The organism is Coleofasciculus sp. D1-CHI-01 (genome assembly GCF_040218875.1).
GTDB lineage: Bacteria > Cyanobacteriota > Cyanobacteriia > Cyanobacteriales > Coleofasciculaceae > Coleofasciculus.
Map to the genome: position 1 here is coordinate 30,346 of NZ_JAVJQP010000124.1, position 16,769 is coordinate 47,114.

Genomic DNA, 16,769 nt, shown 5'->3' on the forward strand with positions numbered 1-16,769 from the left:
AGTTTCTGTCCTATCATAAAAATAATAGATGATAACTAGAAAGACAATACCGTAAGTAATGTATAAAATATAGCGTTTTCAAATGAGACGTAAAAATGCCTGGGAGTTTTTCAGGTTAGATAATCTGACTGGGAATACTTAACTGTCAGGAATTACGGCTCATACCAGAGCGGAAAAGCCGAACGTCTTAGTTTTACATCTCAAATGTAAACGCTAGAATAAGCTATTCATCCGAGTAGTTGAGGGGTTGTGGGGCGACCGAACTAACTAATTAGCTTGGTAGAAATAGACCTACCTACAGCATTTCCCACGCTGATGAGGTACATTTAGGGTAGGACTTTTGCTCAAGCGAGGATTCATCGGTTTGAAACCATATTCTTTAGACTTCCGTAAGAAAATTATCGATATCTATGAAAGTGAACCGATTTCACAACGGCGTCTAGCCAAGCGGTTTGGAGTGGCGAAAAGCTTTATCGAAAAACTCTTGAAGCAGTACCGTGAAACGGGTTCCCTTGCTCCTAAAAAGCGAACCCAACAAACACCAACTTTACTGAGTACCGAGCAGCTAGCGGTGCTTCGACGATTGGTGCAACAGCGGAATGATGCCACCTTGGAGGAACTCCAAACCCTCTTGGAAAGAGAAATCGGAGTTCACCTCAGTCGCACGACCGTCGATAGAATGCTCAAAAAATTAAATATCACTGTTAAAAAAAAACGTTCCACGCCGATGAGAAAGAAACTGAACGCACCCAGAACAAGCGGGTAGAGTTTTGGCAACTGGTTCAAGGCTTTATAGCCGAGAACCTGGTCTTTATTGATGAATCAGGGGTCAATCTGGCTTTAACTCGCTTGTCGGCTCGTTCGCCTAAAGGTCAGCGAGCCCACGGTAAGAGACCTCAGACAAGGGGGAAAAATGTTTCTATCATTAGCGCTTTAGGATTACAAGGTGTTGTCACTCAAATAAGTCTTCTAGGTGCTATTGATGGTCTCACTTTTGAAGCCTTTATCGCTCGTAAATTAGTGCCGTATCTTTGGTCTGGAGCCTGTGTCATTCTTGACAACTGCTCTATCCATCTGGGAAAAAGGATTGAATCATTAATTCAGGAGGCAGGAGCAACACTGATTTATTTACCTCCCTATTCTCCAGATTTTTCCCCGATTGAAAATTGCTTCTCAAAAATTAAATCGATACTGCGAGCTATGGAAGCCAGGACATATCCGGACTTAGCCAAAGCGATAGAAAAAGCATTTAGCCAAGTTTCTTTAGATGACATCAAAGGATGGTTTACTCATTGTTGCTACTGTACCTCACTAGACTGAGAAATGCTGTAGGATTATTCCTATTCACAGGTATCCCCCCTGTCTTATCCCAACTGAACCCAATTACCCCTTCTATCCAATCCGCCGCACAATCTATAACCCAAGGGAGAACTTATTACGCCGCCAAAGAGTATCAACAAGCCATTCACTTCTGGCGACAAGCCGCCCAAGGCTACGAAACCCAAGGGGATACCCTGCATCACGCCCAGGCGTTGAGTTATTTGTCCTTAGCCTATCAGAAACTACACCAATGGACAGACGCCGACGCCGCCATCACAGCCAGTCTGACTCTATTAGATACCGTAGCAGAATCAACAGAGCGATCGCGCCTTTATGCTCAAGCCCTGAATCACCAAGGTCGTCTAGAATTAGCCTTAGGGCGGGCGGAATCTGCATTAGCCACCTGGAAGCAAGCCACGCAAATCTATCAGCAACTCGATGATGACATCGGCGTGACAGGTAGCCGATTCAACCAAGCCCAAGCCATGGAAGCCTTGGGATTCTATCGTCGCGCTTGTCAGATTTCGCTGCAAGCCCTCCAGGTAGACAATCACTGCAACTTATCAGAATCAGGCGAATTAGACGCCGCCATTAACACCTTTACCCAGCACTCTCAACCCGCGTTTACCGTTGTCGGGTTACGCCACCTAGGAAATGTTCTCCGCCTCGTTGGACATTGGCAAGAGTCAAACCTTATTTTACAACAAGCCTTAGACTTAGCCGCACAAATCGACTCCCCATCCAACCAAAGTGCTACATTATTCAGTTTAGGTAAAACCGAATACGCCTTATACCGCCAAGCCAAAGACTTATGGGAGAGAAGTAATATAATCGCCAATCGCAAAACTGCCAAAAAATGGGCAATAAAATCCTTAAACACCTATCAGCAAGCCGCCGCCATCAACACCGACTCCACCACCTTACCCCTAGAAGTCCAACTACATCGACTCCGTTTATTAATCGAGTTTCAGCAGTGGTTACAAACCCTAGAAAAAACTGATACAACCGCCAACCCAGCCGAATTCACCCCCCAAATTCAATCCCAAGTCGAGACATTACTCAGTAGTCCCCTTGCCAACTTACCGCCCAGTAAAATCGCCATTTATAGCCGACTCACCTTTGCCCAAGAGTTACTGCAATTACCCCAATATGACCCAAACTTTAGTCATGCCCTAAATTATAGCCAAACCGCATTTAACCAGGCAAAAACCCTAAAAAACCAACGGGCAGAATCTGAAGTCCTAGGTACATTAGGTCACATTTATGAACAGAATCAACAATGGAAAGATGCCCAAGACTTAACCCATCAAGCCCTCGGTTCAGCCCAATCCCTTGACGCCGAAGACTTAGCTTATAAATGGTTATGGCAATCGGGACGAATTTATTGGCAACAACAGCAAAAAGAAAACGCCATTCATGCTTACGACGCCTCGATTAACCTACTGGATTCCGTGCGGCGGAACTTATTAGCCATTAACCCCGGCGTGCAGTTTTCCTTTTTAGACGATGTGCGACCCATTTATCAAGAATTCCTGCAAATCCTACTCCAACCCGACGCCAATCTTGACCATCTCAGTCAAGCCACACGCATCAGCGAAGCCCTACAACTGGCTGAACTCGAAGACTTTCTCCGCTGTAGTTTTACCAACTTAGTCTCCATTGACCAAAATGAAAATCCACCCGATGCAATTATCTATCCCATTTTACTCGAAGACCGCCTCGAAGTTCTGGTAAAATTGCCCCAATCTGAATCATCTCCAGAAAACGTTTATCGGTATACCACCCAAGTTTCTGCTAAAGACTTTAGCCAAACCCTCTACGACTTACGCCACCAATTAGATGACCCAAAAAATCCAGTCAACACCCTCATTTTACCCTCTGCCCAAAAACTCTATAACTGGTTACTCCAATCAGCGCAAGCAGACTTACCCCAAACCGGAACCCTAGTCTTTGTTCTGGATAGTACCCTACAAAATCTCCCCATTTCCATTCTCCACGATGGTCAGCATTACTTAGTCGAAACCTATAATATTACCGTTAGCCTCGGGTCACAATTACCCAACCTCAACCCCTTATCCCCAACCCATTGGCAAGGGCTACTAGCCGGAATTCATAAAAAAGCCGAGAGTTACCCACCAAAACTACCCGCCTTATCCAGTGTCTGGGAAGAACTGCAACAGATTCACAATACCGTTCCCAGCCAACTTCTAGAAAACCAACAATTTACCCAAACCAACTTCCGAAACCAACTGATTGACCATCCATTTTCCGTAATTCATCTAGCCACCCACGGCGAATTTAGTTCAGATGTAACCAAAACCGTCATCTACGCTTGGGACAAGAAAATCCCCGTCGAAAAATTTGGTCAACTGTTGCAACAGAGAGAACAAAACCGCAGCGAACCCATTCAATTATTAGTCCTTAGCGCCTGTCAAACCGCCTCAGGTGATAAACGCGCCGCCCTAGGATTAGCCGGAGTCGCTTTAAGAACAAATGCCAGTAGTACCGTCGCCAGTTTATGGCGCGTTAGTGATAATTCTACCGCCCAATTAATGGACGACTTTTACCAGCAATTAAATCAAGGCATTCCCAAAGCCGAAGCCCTAGCCAACGTGCAACGAAAATTTATAAATAATCCCGATAATTCATCCCATCAACATCCTTATTATTGGGCAGCATTCATCCTAGCTGGAAACTGGTTTTAATCGTTCGTAGTAAGGGCTTTAGCCCTAGCTATATTTCCGACGTAAACCCAACCGACAATCAAATAACTCCCCATCGCTTGTAGGGTGCGTTAGCAAAGCGTAACGCACCAATAGTTGTAGGTTGGGTTGACTAACTCCAACTAGCCATCCCGATTATCTGCAAAAACCAATATCGCTTCCACTTATGTCCGAATCCTACAAAATTTCACCCCAAATCCTTCAACCCCTCTGCGTACCTCTGCGCTAACCTCTGCGCCCCTCTGCGTTGAAAAAACATAACAGACATAATATCACCCTTCTAAATTCAACCCACCTGAACCCGAAAAAACAACCGAAAATTAATAGGTGATGCGTTACGCTGCGCTAACGCACCCTACGTCTAAAGAATTTGAGTCAATGACAAATGACAAATTAATTTAATCGCCGCATCACTTTTTCGATGTACTCAATCCGCTGTTCAGCACCAATTGCCTCATATCCCGCCTTAGCGTCTTGATACCAACGCCGAGCCTCTTCATAATTATTATCCATTTCATAAACTTCGCCTAAAAACTGGGCAACTTGCGGAGTCAATTCAGCATTATTTAACTGCTGATAATGGCTGTATGCTGCCGTTAACGCCTCAACAGCTTGCGGTAATTTTTCCTGCGCCACAAAGGATTTCGCCAATCCAATTTGCGCCTGGGCAAGTCCGGCAATATCTTGACGACTGCTTGCCAAATCTAGGGATTCTTGATAAACTAATTCTGCTACTCTCGGTAGCTCCAATCGATTATATAAATTACCCAGACTCTGATAAACCTCTAGACTCTGGCTATTCTGATCAATCGCGTCTGTTAGCGTTTGAATCGCGGCTGTCATCAAGTCATAGTCTTGGTAAACTTCGGCAAGTTGTAACGCCATTTCATCTACACTCAGATTCTTCTGGCGAATCTCTTGCACCTCAGCCATCACAGATTCAGCTTGGCTGGGTGTCATCAGTCTAAACATCGATTTCCCCGCCTTTCCATCCGCCTCAACCATCAATTCATAATTAATCCCAGGGGTTAATGGAGATTGATTGGCTGGATAGGGAATTTCGGTGTCTCGCACATTCGGTAATTCCCAAATAGTTTCCCCCGATCGCAACAAACGCACGGTATACTCTTGAGTATCGGCTAGCGGTGTCCAAGATAGGGTAGGTTGCGGATTCAGCAGCGAACCTCTGGGAGGAGTGATAACCCGAATATCCGTCAAACCACTGCGACGAGGGAAACGACAAGGACTATTTTCTGGGCAGATTGGCTTGGGGTTTTGGGTATCCGCGATCGCACGTTGCCAGACAATACTCTCGATTCCCGTTGTTAAGCTAAATGCAACGAGTAAGGGAAATAATACCTTAGGCTTCATATTAACACAAAAGCACGGTAGCAGCACAAGACATTAATATCATTGTATAGACATTAACGATGACATTTCTAGCAATATTGCTTGTCTGAACAAAATTGTTGCTTGTCTGAACAAAATCATACTGACTTTTCGCGAGAAGTCTAGAAACCTGAGTCGGGGCGGGTTTAGTTACTTATGGGTGCAACCGAAAAGATAGTAGTGAAACCCGCCCCTACAAAACTCACACTCACGTTGCGCCACATACCATGAAAACCAACAAAATCGTAGGGTGCGTTAGCGCAGCGTAACGCACCGTTCCGTTGTTCTTGAGAGAATTACTGTGCATTTAAATAGTCTAATGCATCCGTTTGCCATACCTGTACTTCGGGTAATCCTCCAGACTCAGCATTGCGACAATTTTTCCAGGATATCAACGCTTTTTTATTATCCCCCTGGTTTTGCCAAATTTTGGCGAGAAGACAGTGTGGCGCTGCTTGTTTATCATCTAAATTAATGGCTTTTTGTAAATAATTTTCGGCGTCTTGGTAGCGATTTTGTTCCAGACGCGCCCAACCGAGATTTTTGTAGAGTACGGATTGGAGACTGTTTTTTTCTGTCTCATCTAAGTCAATATTTTCTGTTCGCTGTAAAGCCTTGAGTAGCAGGTTAATCGCTATGTCGTAATTACGCTTTTGCCAAATTTGCAGACGGGCAAAATTATTCGTTGCATCAATACCGACATAACCGTTATCTTGCATGGCACGTTTATATTCAGCCAGCGCCTGTTCAAAGTTTTCGCTATCCTCATAAAGTATTCCCAAATTGTAGTGAATCGTTGCCCTTGTTTCAGCGTCTGACTTTAGATTTAAAGCTTGAACAAATTGTTCTTTAGCGCATTTAATGTCTTCTTGATACTTACAAACCAGACCCAAATCACTGCGGGCTATGGCACTATTGGGATTAATTTTAACCGCTCGCTCTAAATTGATTCTAGCTTGCTCTAAGCGAAATTCCATGAGAGCTTCTCGTCCCTGTTTCCAATAATACTGAAATCGCCAAGGTTGTGAGATATGATATCCGCCAATTCCTATAATTCCTAGAGTAATAATAGTGGCAATTCCTTGAGGCGATCGCACCCAGCACGCCAACCCCCGCAACCACAGACTGACGCGGGTTAACCCCTGCGCGATCGCTTTCACATCTTGGGGACGATTCACCACTGCATCTGCCATCAAATCATCGATAAACTCGGCTAAAGGTTTAGAGATGTGTGGTGCTTTATCTTGCCAAATTAACTGACCTGTATTATGATTAATAGGTAGACAACTAGGCGGTTTATTAGTAAGTAAATAAACCAACGTGCGTCCCAAGGCATAAAAGTCAGATTGGGGCAAACATTTGCCCTGCCTTTGTTCCGGTGGTGTATACCCTTCTGATATAATCTTGGTTAGTTCAATATCTCCCCGAAGTTTCGCCAAATACGTCCCGGTAATCTCCCGCACACTGCCAAAATCAATCAAGACCAATCTGCCATCCGGCTTCAGGATAATATTACTGGGTTTAATATCCCGATGAAAGAATTGGTTTTGATGCAAGTAATCAAGAATCTCAAGAAGTTGTCTCAACCAATTGAGGGCTAATGCTTGAGAAATTTCCCCATACTGTTTTGCCCAGGCTTCTAAATTCTGTCCCTCAATTCTTTCCAAAACTAAGCAGTGTAATTCTGTGTTATTATGAACAGAAACCGTAAAATACCCATCACCTTCAACTTTGGGAATTCCTGAATGATTTAAAAGTTCCAGCGTCAAAGCTTCCCGTTCAAACAATTCAACTAATTTATCCTGATTATTGTTGAGAACCTTCATCACTTTCCGGGTTCCTTGATCATCCACCTCGAAGATATCGGTATATTTCCGCCAATCTAATCGACGTAAGGGTTGAATCAACCGATATCGGTCATGAATCAATAGTGGAGTACCACAGGTTTGGCAACACTCCAATTCATCGGGATTTTGACGCTGTTTGCAGTAGGGATTAATACAGTAAATCACATAATTATTAAGGGTAGAAGGGTAGGAGGGTAAGCTGTTCGGCATTTAAACCTTAATGTCAATAATGACGAAATTCTTGCCGTAGTAGTGCGAGCATCTTGCTCGCTACATTGAGCATCTTGCTCGCTACTAATACCCAATTTAAATGCATGACAGCTTAGAAGGGTCAACCTGTAGAGACGTTGCATGCAACGTCTCTACAAATCATTCAGTTTGTAGGTTTTAACATATTTCCTAATAATCGGTTGTAAGGTAAAAAATGGTTCGCTAGTCTTCTTCCCATCACCCCCAGTCTTCTCAATCAGAGAACGTCCCCGTAAGGAGTCCAGTACCTCTAATAATTCCGAAAACGAGATAGAATTATTTTTTTGTAACGTTCTCAGAGACAGAGGCTTGTCTTGACTCGCTAAACTCTGTATAATTTCTTTCTCTAAATTGGATAACTTCTCAAACTGTCGGTCGAGGTTTTCGCGAAAGATATCATCGACTAAAATAGTTTGCAAGTTAGTGAATTCCACCACATCGCCATTAAAATACTCTTGAATCGTGGCGGCGACTAACTTTAAAGCCAAGGGATTCCCTTGATAATCCCGAATCAAACTATCCCATTTTTCCTCACCCGTTAATCCGTTATCGGCTAAGATTTGGCGGGCGGCGTCGTCGGGTAAGGGGTTCAGTTGTAAGGAATGAACCGAGGGACGAGTTGTTTCTAATCGCCGGATATCTCTCAGGGTTTCTTGAGAACAAAGTAATAAACAACTTTGATGGGAGGTTTCACCAATTTGCCTCAGGAGTAACCCATAATCCTCATAATCTGGACTATAGCGTCCAAATCTATCACCACTTCGCACAATTGTCTCCACATCATCCAGGATTAATAGACAACGGTGTTGACTTAAATAATCTCGCAACAGAGAGAGTCTCTCATTTAAGTCTGTAGGTAAATCCGATTCCGCCTGATTTCCCAAAGCGATAAGCCAATCCGCTAAAAGACTGTCCAGGGGTAGCGGATTTCTAAGCGATCGCCAGATAATAAACTCAAACTCCTCCTCTATATCCTGCGCCAGGTTTACCGCCAACGTAGTTTTGCCAATTCCTGCCATTCCCAAGATGGCGACTAAGCGCGAGTTATCCTGGACAATCCATTGCTTCAGCCTCTCTAGTTCCTCTTGACGCCCATACATCACCGAGATATCCGGCGCTTCTCCCCAATCTCGACGCCGAGCGGACTGAGTTTGATAGGCTTGATAAGCACAGATGAGACGCTGTTTCAATTCCACTAACTTACCCGGACCCGTTCCTATAATTTCAAACTTGCGATAAACTTCACCCAGCCGCTTCCGCAAGGCGATAGGAGTGATCCCCAGAAATTGGGCAATCTCATCCTGAGTTGACTTACCCGTCAGGACTAACGATAACGCCTCCAGTTCAGTGGAGGACACACCGCGTTCGGCGGTCAAGGTTTTCAGGAATTCAGGGGGAATTGGGGAAGTCAATGTCTTTGGTTCTCACGTCAGTCTGTACTTCTGATTATAGACTGTGAGACGGACAGTTTAATCCAGTCCATTAAAATGGACTTTAGCTATAAGCCCGGAGTTTGAACTCCGGGCTCCGGACTTTGCTTGTGTAGCTGTGACTTCTAGTCGCCCTTTATATTTTATATAAGGTGAGGCTTCGTTAACCCGATCACGGAGGCTAACCCTGCATTGATCATCTAGGAGAAGAACGCAACGATGGAGCCGCAGCCGCGCCATAATTCACTCGGCAACCAATATTAAAGACACTAACACCACATTCTAGGGGAACTACGTCACCGTTCCGCATGGCACTACAGCTCACATAACCATCATTGTTGGTATCTTTCATCATGCACTCAATGGGTTCTGCACCAGCACGATCAGACCAAGAATTCATCCCCATCCCTGCAACAATGTGATGCCAGAAGAAAACCAGCAAGAAGAAACCCAGAAAAATTGAAACAACGGCTGTCGTGATTAATCCAGCTCTAAATTTCCAACTTTGCAGAAAATTGCCCGACTGAGTTGGAGCTGCGTCTGGGGTAGACGTAGATTCATTGATTGGTTTATCTTGAGTTTCGGTCATAGGAGTACGTAATCTCTTGTGATTTTAAGATAATCGCTTATGGATCTATTCTGATTGTAGCGATCGCGCCTTCCCCCTGCTTCCAGACGCGCCATGGCACGTCTCTACATACATTGCTTCCCCTGCTTAAGCCCTAGCCGTACCGACAGGCACTGACGCTTCCCCGGTTAAAACACGGATGAAACCATCGCTATTTTTTTGTAAGCCTGCATCCGTTCCCCATGAAAGGGTGTTTGAGTTCATGTTTCTTAGAGTAGCGAATTGTCGCCTATTGACATAACCCTGATTCTGTGAAACAGATTCAACTCCTTTCTGAGCCGTTATCGTGAATCCAGTCTGATTACCTAGAATTATCACTGCATAACGCAAAATTGATTAAGTTTAACAACATTCACGTTGCAAAACGTTGTAAAATTTTCATAAAGTTAATCTACCGATACAATTATTTAAGGTACTCAGCATGACTGCAACAACCCCAAAAACTACGTCACCCGTTCCAGCCTTTTGCGAAGGCATCCAATATTTTGGGCAAGCCTTACCGGGTTTGGAGACGTATGGTGGAAAACCTGCCATTGCTGAGGACAAAGTCGCGATCGCATCTCCATCTGACCCGGCGGCTATCTTCCAAACCCTCCTAGCCGCTGATGCCCTGCGTTACCTAACCCTGCAAGTCACAGCCTCCAAAGCATCCGGTCATCCCGGCGGATTTGCCAGCGTCGCCGAAGGTATCGCCGCATTAATCATGCTGGGCTACAAAAATATTATTACCGAAGTGGGACACCATGCCCCCGGCTTTTACAGCACCATGTTCTTAGACCGTTCCCTAGAGGACATGGGGATTACCACCGTGCAACAGATGCGGGAACGCTTCCGGGAAATGCATGGACTCCTAGGACACCTATCCGGTCAAATTCCCGGACTGCTGAACCCGGCTGGACCCTTGGGACAAGGGCAGCATTTCGCCATGGCGGGGGCGTTACTCCACCGGGATACCCTCTTCCCAGTTACCATTGGCGACGGGGGGATTGGTGAACCCTACATAATGAGTAGTTTTGGTCACTTCAACACCGCCTATCCCGATGTCACCAACTTCCTACCCATCTTAGTTTGGAATGGATACTCTCAGGAACACCACAGTATGGTATCCACCAAACCCAACGAAGAGATGATTGAATATTGGGAAGGCAATGGATTTAAAGAAATTATCCTAGTCAATGCCAAAGACTTTGACGACGCCAACCAACCCGGTGAATATGTGGATAGCACCGCCTTTTCCTGGGAAAAACGCTTGGAATTTACCAAAGCTGTATTAGAAGCGACAGACAAAGCCGCTAAATCTGCCCTAGGCGGTAAGCTTACCGTACTGATTATCAAACAGCTTAAGGGTTCCGGTGTCCATGCGCGAGGCGCAAAAGCCCACAACCTCTACGCCTACCATACCTTAGACAATGAAGAGATTATCCAAGCCCTGAAACAGCGTGCCTTACCCCCAGAGGCTTGGCAACTGGTACGCACCAACTGTGAACGGGCGGCTGGGGGTCCCGCGTCGCATCAGGTAGTGACGGAGAAGGAATTATCGTTACCGGATTTAGGCACATTACCCTTAAACGAATTTGAAATTAAGGGTGATAAGCAAGTGGCGACGACGGCGATGGGGGCGTTGGTTGCCCATGTGGGGAAACAAGACCCTAACTTTATCATTTCTAACGCCGATGGCAATGCCGCCTCTGGGATTAATAATGTTAACGTGGCGCTGAAAATTCTCCATCCTACCGTCGATGACCTCTATTATCAGGGACCCAAGGGTCAGGTTTACGAACCCTTAAGTGAGGATGCTTGTGCGGGGTTAGCCGCGAGTTTAGCCTTGTTTGGTTCCCGTACCCTTTGGTGTTCCTATGAATCCTTCGCGGTGAATGGATTACCGATATGGCAAACTGTTACCCAAGCCATGGCAGAATTGCGCCGTCCAACACCCGCTACAATTACATTATTTACCGCTGGCGCATTGGAACAAGGGCGCAATGGTTGGACTCACCAGCGTCCAGAGATTGAAAATTACTTTGCTGCCATGATGCGGAATGGCAATGTGTTTCCCTTGTTTCCCTGTGATGCTAATAGTATCCAGGTGTGTTATGACTGGGCGCTGACGATGAAGAATAAGGGAATTACGATTATAGCGAGTAAGTCTCCTTTGCCTGTTTTAACCACATTGGAACAAACCCGTCAAGCCTTAAAAGATGGGGGTGTGGTACTCCATGAAACCGAAGGGAGTAAGCAAGTCGTGTTTGCCGTGATTGGCGATATGCCACTGATTCCCGTCTTAGATGCAGCCGTTCACCTGGAAAATGAAGGGATTGGCGTGCGAGTTGTTTCCGTAATTAGTCCCCGGCGTTTGTATCGTCCCCATGATGTCGCGTGGCAAACTTGTACAGATCCTGATAGCCACTTTTTAGATGATCAAAGGTTTGAGGAGTTCTTTGGTGGCGATGCGTTGATTGGTGTAACCGGGGGTGCCAGTGCCATGTTAGAACCGTTGATGTTACGGAGTACCGTTAAGCGCGATATTTTTGCCTGGAAGCGCGGGGAAACCGCATCGAGTGCGGGTCAAATTATGGCGTTTAATGGGTTAACGGCTGAGAATTTGGCGAAGCGGGCGACTGAGTTGGTTGGCTAGAATTGAAGTGAATTGATTAATTTTGCCCCTACCTGGGTTTTTCCTGGGTAGGGGATTGTTATAATTGAGCAAAAAATGAGGGTTAAAACATAATTTATGACCATCTCACTATCTCTGCCAACAATAATTGAATCCATTGAAGCCCTTTCTGTTGAAGATCAGGCGTTATTATTTGAACAACTTTACAGGCGAAGACTGGAAAAGCAGCGTCAAAAGAATGTCAAGGAACTAGCGGAGACAAGAGAGAATGAGCCAGTAACAGGCAAATCTCCCCAATCTCAGAATCCTTTATAATAGTAATAATACATCCCTAAAAGAATCCGGCTAAAAATGATGAATTAGTCAAAGCTAAAAAAAAAGAAATAGAGGTAAGGCTAGAAAAATGGAAACCGGAAATAGAAGCTGGAAGCCGCACGGTGCTTATGCTTGACGAATGTCATCTGCTGTGGGGTGATTTGTTAGGTTATGCGTGGGGAAGAACAAATGTTAAGAATAGAAGTTCCTCTCAAAAATGAAAAAGAAAGACAGACTTATTATGGGGCTTTAGATTATCAAACTATTTAGGATTGCTATATTGCTCGACGAAATTTTCAAATATGGCTTTTATCTCTAGGGTTTCAACGCCGATCATCACTCTTCTTATTGTACTATAAGATGGTAATTTTTCTGGACATATTCCTAGCCATTTTATTAGATTTTATTTTTGGTCATGGCTAAATCTTGCGATCTGCTTATAATTGACATGTCCCGTCATCAGACCCAAAAAAATAATAGATAAAACTACCCATAATTCGTGCCGTTTGCCTCGCTTGTTGCGAAAATCCTTGACTTTTTTGAATTATTCAATTAGGCGAGTAAGCATGGTTTTTTTTTAATTTAAAAAAGTGAGCTTTTCTTAATTTTACCGGGAAAAGTTCACTTTTCTTTTAAAGATTCCCCCGGACTTTGAAAACCCCCTGCTTCAAAAGGGGGAGACCAAAGGATGCTTCGCTTTTTGTTCCATGGGGAGACCAGATGTTGCTTCGCTTTTGTTGCACGGGAGAGGGGAGCAAGAAATATCTGATACCGAGTTGCATTCTAAGCTGTTCGGCATTTAAACCATAATGTCAAGAATTGCGAAATCCTTGTAGTGCGTTAAGCGAAGCCATGCCGCAGGCTTTGCATCTTGCTCGCTACCCATTCCCAATTTAAATGCGTGACAGCTTACCATGTCATTCTGAGCGAAGCTAAGAATCTGGACAGATGCTTCACTACACGGAGCCTGCCCTCGAACGAAGTGAAGGGTTACGCTCAGCATGACAAATTCTACCTTAGACTGCAACTTGGTATGATTTGATATAATTCCCCTTCTCCCTTGATGGGAGAAGGGGTTAGGGGATGAGGGTGAAAAGCAAGATGGGTAAGCTTTCACCTTAAATTTACACGAATGGACATTACCCTATCCCTCGGATAAAAATCATCGCACTTTAAACGATTTCATCATCACCTCTTCCACAGGTTTCAACCCATCCTGATATTCATCTTCTGCTGCCGTATACGTCACAATATAAGCCTGATTCTTCTTCAACACCCAAACTTGCATCGACTTTAACCGGACATTATTCTCCTCATCCTTCCCGGTATAAATCACCCGATGAGCCTTATCTCCCGCCAACCTTGCTGACTCCGACGAAAAAATCTTCGCCTCTGGCAGAAACTCAATAATTTCTGCCACCGATGCCGTAGTATAATCCGCTAAAGACATCGATTCCGTCAACGGTTCCACACTAATCGTCAATTCCGGTTTAAACCCAGTCGAATTATTCCCCTTTGGCACAAATAGAGCCACCGTTCCACTAAACGGATCACCTGTTCCTTTTTGTTCCCAGGTTTTCGGATAATTCATCTGAATTCCTAACCCTTCATTCTCATAAACTAACGTATCCGCCACCTGTGCTAACCGTTCATCCATGCGGAAAAATTGCCTAAATTCCGGAATCACCACCACAGCCGCTAAAAACGAACCCATCGCCACCACTAACCCCAAATCAATTCTGAGTAACTTTAAAATCCACCGAAACTTCCCCGACGATTGCAACCGCTTCACCGCCTTTAACGCCTCCGTCGCTGACTGATAGCGGCGGCTAAAATGACAGCGCACCATGGTATCAATCACCTTTGCCAACTTCGGATTAATTTTTAACCGTTCCCGCCAGATAATTTCCCCCGTCTTCCCATCTTCAGGTAAATCTTGCGGCGCGATTCCCGTCAACGCTTGAATCGCAATCATTCCCACCGCATAAATATCACTCGCTAACCTCGGTTTCCCTTGGGTTTGTTCGCTGGGCATATAGCCTTCTGTACCCACCGCAATGGTAAAATTTGATTGTCCTTGGGGTGTGACAACCTGAGTGGTAATTTGTTTCACCGCGCCAAAATCAATCAAAACCAACTTTTTATCAGACTGACGCCGAATAATATTTGACGGTTTAATATCCCGGTGAATCACATTCTGTTCATGGACAAATTCCAGGATTTCCAGAATTCCCTGTAACAGCTTAATCACTTGTTCTTGACTCAACCGTTTTCCCGGCTTCACCTCTTGACTTAAAGGCTGCCCCGCGATAATATCTTGAACTAAATAAAACTCCTGATTTTCCTCAAAATGAGCCAACAGGCGCGGGATTTGGTCATGATTTCCCAAACGATTCAACACTTGGGCTTCAGCTTCAAATAAACGTTTTGCCTCTTGTAACGTAAATGGATCAGTAGACTGAGGATGCAAATGTTTGACCACACAATGGTCATGATTGGGACGCTGTAAATCTTCAGCCAGATACGTCTGACCAAACATTCCGCCGCCCATAAGGTCAATAATGTGATACCGTCCAGCTAGTGTTTGTCCAATCATCAAACCGTCATCCCCAGAGATGTCTGACTGAAAATCTTCTACATCATAGTTTATTGACGAACGGATCGCATGTCAGGAAGAGGGCGCACGTCAGTGCGCCCCTACGTGGATTTATTCTTTGACAACGTTGTTAACCTCTGAGTTAATCTGAATATCTGCCGGCTCTTCCAGAATGAAAACTGTACCGAGTAAAGCTGTGGCAATCATCAATAAAAATCCGGAAATTACTAAACCATTGGCAACAGTCCAGAGGGGATGTTTACGACGCTCTTGCTGAAGGCGATCGCGACCACGTTTTTCCCTCCCCATCAATAGCACCCAGTAAAAGCTTCCTTGGATAAATGGCATCGATAACCGCAAATCAACAGTATGTTTTTTCGATGCACGACTCCCGAAGGTTTGTTTGAGTATTTCCAGTTGAGTAGGATTAAACGTTGCCGCCGTTTTCGGGGGAATTCGAGCGAAAAATTGTTCAATGAATGGATCGGGTTTTGACGGCTTCATAAACGGCTAGTTTTTCCTAATTTAGTTTTTATCAAAAATTTATTTGAGCAAATAAACTTCAATTATTGAACGCCAAATTTGGATTAAAATAAAGGATTGTGTTCACTGTCCCAACATTGCCCCTCTGACCAGGTTCTATTCGTTTTCTGGCACTGTTCTGAGTTAGTAATCCAGGGCAGACTGGTGGGATAGGCGGTAGTAGGAAGATTGAAGGATTTGAAGGAAGCGAAGACGACTGAAACTGAGGCATAGCTGGAGGTTAGCAATAACGAAAAAAAAGCCGTAATCAATATAATATTGGCAGGCGTCCATAGCGGAAATTGAGAACGTTCAGCACGCCGCCGTTGAGGAGAACGCGATTCCCGTCCGCCTAACAAAACGAGATAAAAGCGGCATCCAGGAATCGGTAAGGTTAAGCGGATATCAACCGGATGCGTTTTCCAAGGGCGGGGACTAAAGGCATATTTAATCGCCTCTAACTGTTCTGGCGTAAATGTCTTGAGTGTTTCCGCAGGAATTTGGGCAAAAAAGGGGTCTGAAAAAGGGGTCTTACTCATCGGTTTTGGCTTATATCTCTCGTGTAGCAATCCAACTCGCGATCGCAAAAAACAAATTCGATAAATCTAAGCACCCAAAAATCGCTGGTGAGTCAGTTCCAGTTAACAAATTTTCAACTAATTTAGCCTTGTCTTCCAGCGGAAGTTGCTCAACCAGTTGCTTCACTTCTGCCAATAAAATAGAATGTTGATGAACCCGCATAAACCATCACCTTGACTCTGGATCAATCCTAGAGATATTTGGCTTGTTTTTCCTCCGGGAAATTACACAAAAAAATAGGGCTTATAATTTGCCGATTCCGCAATTACTCGGACGTATAGCAACAGGTAGAAAGCAGAGAGTAGAAGGGAAGAGAAGTGATTACGAACAAAGGACAAAGGGCGTAGTTGGCTTGGCACATCGCCAGTAAGCTGTTCGGCATTTCAACCTTAATGCCAATAATGGCTCCCACCCTTGTAGTGCGAGCATCTTGCTCGCTACATTGAGCATCTTGCTCGCTACATTGAGCATCTTGCTCGCTACATTGAGCATCTTGCTCGCTACATTGAGCATCTTGCTCGCTACATTGAGCATCTTGCTCGCTACATTGAGCATCT

The 16,769-nt window shown here is 44.7% G+C and carries 13 protein-coding genes and 2 pseudogenes; 5 read left to right on the top strand and 10 right to left on the bottom strand.

Going from position 1 to position 16,769, the window contains the following annotated elements; all coding sequences use genetic code 11:
* Positions 1 to 364 precede the first annotated feature (364 nt).
* Positions 365 to 1,320 (top strand): IS630 family transposase gene (locus RIB93_RS22165; RefSeq protein ID WP_446375687.1). Its coding sequence is split into 2 segments (ribosomal slippage): positions 365 to 707 and positions 707 to 1,320, totalling 957 coding nucleotides; the frame shifts between segments, so codons are not numbered across the junction.
* Positions 1,281 to 4,025, top strand: a complete 2,745-nt coding sequence (locus tag RIB93_RS22170; protein WP_446375689.1) for a CHAT domain-containing protein — start codon at positions 1,281 to 1,283, stop codon at positions 4,023 to 4,025. Before RIB93_RS22165 ends, RIB93_RS22170 begins: the two co-directional genes overlap by 40 nt.
* A 411-nt stretch (positions 4,026 to 4,436) precedes the next feature.
* Here RIB93_RS22170 and RIB93_RS22175 read toward each other — a convergent pair whose 3' ends face one another.
* The 4 genes from RIB93_RS22175 to RIB93_RS22190 form a co-directional block, all read right to left on the bottom strand.
* On the bottom strand, positions 4,437 to 5,414 hold the full coding sequence (locus tag RIB93_RS22175) for a tetratricopeptide repeat protein (protein ID WP_446375691.1): 978 nt from the start codon (positions 5,412 to 5,414) through the stop codon (positions 4,437 to 4,439).
* A gap of 314 nt (positions 5,415 to 5,728) precedes the next feature.
* Positions 5,729 to 7,489 (bottom strand): protein kinase domain-containing protein, encoded by a 1,761-nt coding sequence (locus RIB93_RS22180; RefSeq protein WP_446375693.1) that lies wholly within the window; start codon positions 7,487 to 7,489, stop codon positions 5,729 to 5,731.
* A 152-nt stretch (positions 7,490 to 7,641) separates the two neighbouring features.
* Entirely contained in the window at positions 7,642 to 8,940 is a 1,299-nt protein-coding gene (locus tag RIB93_RS22185; protein WP_446375695.1) for an NB-ARC domain-containing protein, read from the bottom strand.
* A 214-nt stretch (positions 8,941 to 9,154) separates the two neighbouring features.
* Entirely contained in the window at positions 9,155 to 9,547 is a 393-nt protein-coding gene (locus tag RIB93_RS22190; RefSeq protein ID WP_006100053.1) for a hypothetical protein, read from the bottom strand.
* A gap of 460 nt (positions 9,548 to 10,007) precedes the next feature.
* Here RIB93_RS22190 and RIB93_RS22195 point away from each other — a divergent pair, with 460 nt between their 5' ends.
* From RIB93_RS22195 to RIB93_RS22205, 3 genes and pseudogenes are all read left to right on the top strand, one after another.
* Positions 10,008 to 12,221: a phosphoketolase gene (locus RIB93_RS22195; RefSeq protein WP_446375697.1), complete on the top strand. Its 2,214-nt coding sequence runs from the start codon at positions 10,008 to 10,010 to the stop codon at positions 12,219 to 12,221.
* A gap of 96 nt (positions 12,222 to 12,317) precedes the next feature.
* On the top strand, positions 12,318 to 12,515 hold the full coding sequence (locus RIB93_RS22200) for a hypothetical protein (RefSeq protein ID WP_446375699.1): 198 nt from the start codon (positions 12,318 to 12,320) through the stop codon (positions 12,513 to 12,515).
* A 20-nt stretch (positions 12,516 to 12,535) separates the two neighbouring features.
* Positions 12,536 to 12,779 (top strand): annotated as a pseudogene (locus RIB93_RS22205) (IS630 family transposase); the annotation flags it as partial.
* Between the two features lie 139 nt (positions 12,780 to 12,918).
* Here the strand turns inward: RIB93_RS22205 and RIB93_RS22210 are convergent.
* The 6 genes and pseudogenes from RIB93_RS22210 to RIB93_RS22235 all read right to left on the bottom strand — a co-directional run.
* Positions 12,919 to 13,047: pseudogene (locus RIB93_RS22210) on the bottom strand (transposase family protein); the annotation flags it as partial.
* A 630-nt stretch (positions 13,048 to 13,677) separates the two neighbouring features.
* Positions 13,678 to 15,111: a protein kinase domain-containing protein gene (locus RIB93_RS22215; protein WP_446375701.1), complete on the bottom strand. Its 1,434-nt coding sequence runs from the start codon at positions 15,109 to 15,111 to the stop codon at positions 13,678 to 13,680.
* 111 nt (positions 15,112 to 15,222) lie between these two features.
* A complete protein-coding gene (locus RIB93_RS22220) occupies positions 15,223 to 15,615 on the bottom strand; it encodes a hypothetical protein (protein ID WP_446375703.1) in 393 nt (130 codons plus the stop codon).
* 83 nt (positions 15,616 to 15,698) lie between these two features.
* Complete coding sequence (locus tag RIB93_RS22225; RefSeq protein ID WP_446375705.1) at positions 15,699 to 16,172, bottom strand: hypothetical protein; 474 nt, start codon at positions 16,170 to 16,172, stop codon at positions 15,699 to 15,701.
* Positions 16,173 to 16,182: 10 nt separating this feature from the next.
* Positions 16,183 to 16,374 (bottom strand): hypothetical protein, encoded by a 192-nt coding sequence (locus RIB93_RS22230; protein ID WP_446375707.1) that lies wholly within the window; start codon positions 16,372 to 16,374, stop codon positions 16,183 to 16,185.
* Between the two features lie 103 nt (positions 16,375 to 16,477).
* A partial coding sequence (locus RIB93_RS22235) for a hypothetical protein (RefSeq protein ID WP_446375709.1) occupies positions 16,478 to 16,769 on the bottom strand: 292 nt, incomplete at its 5' end.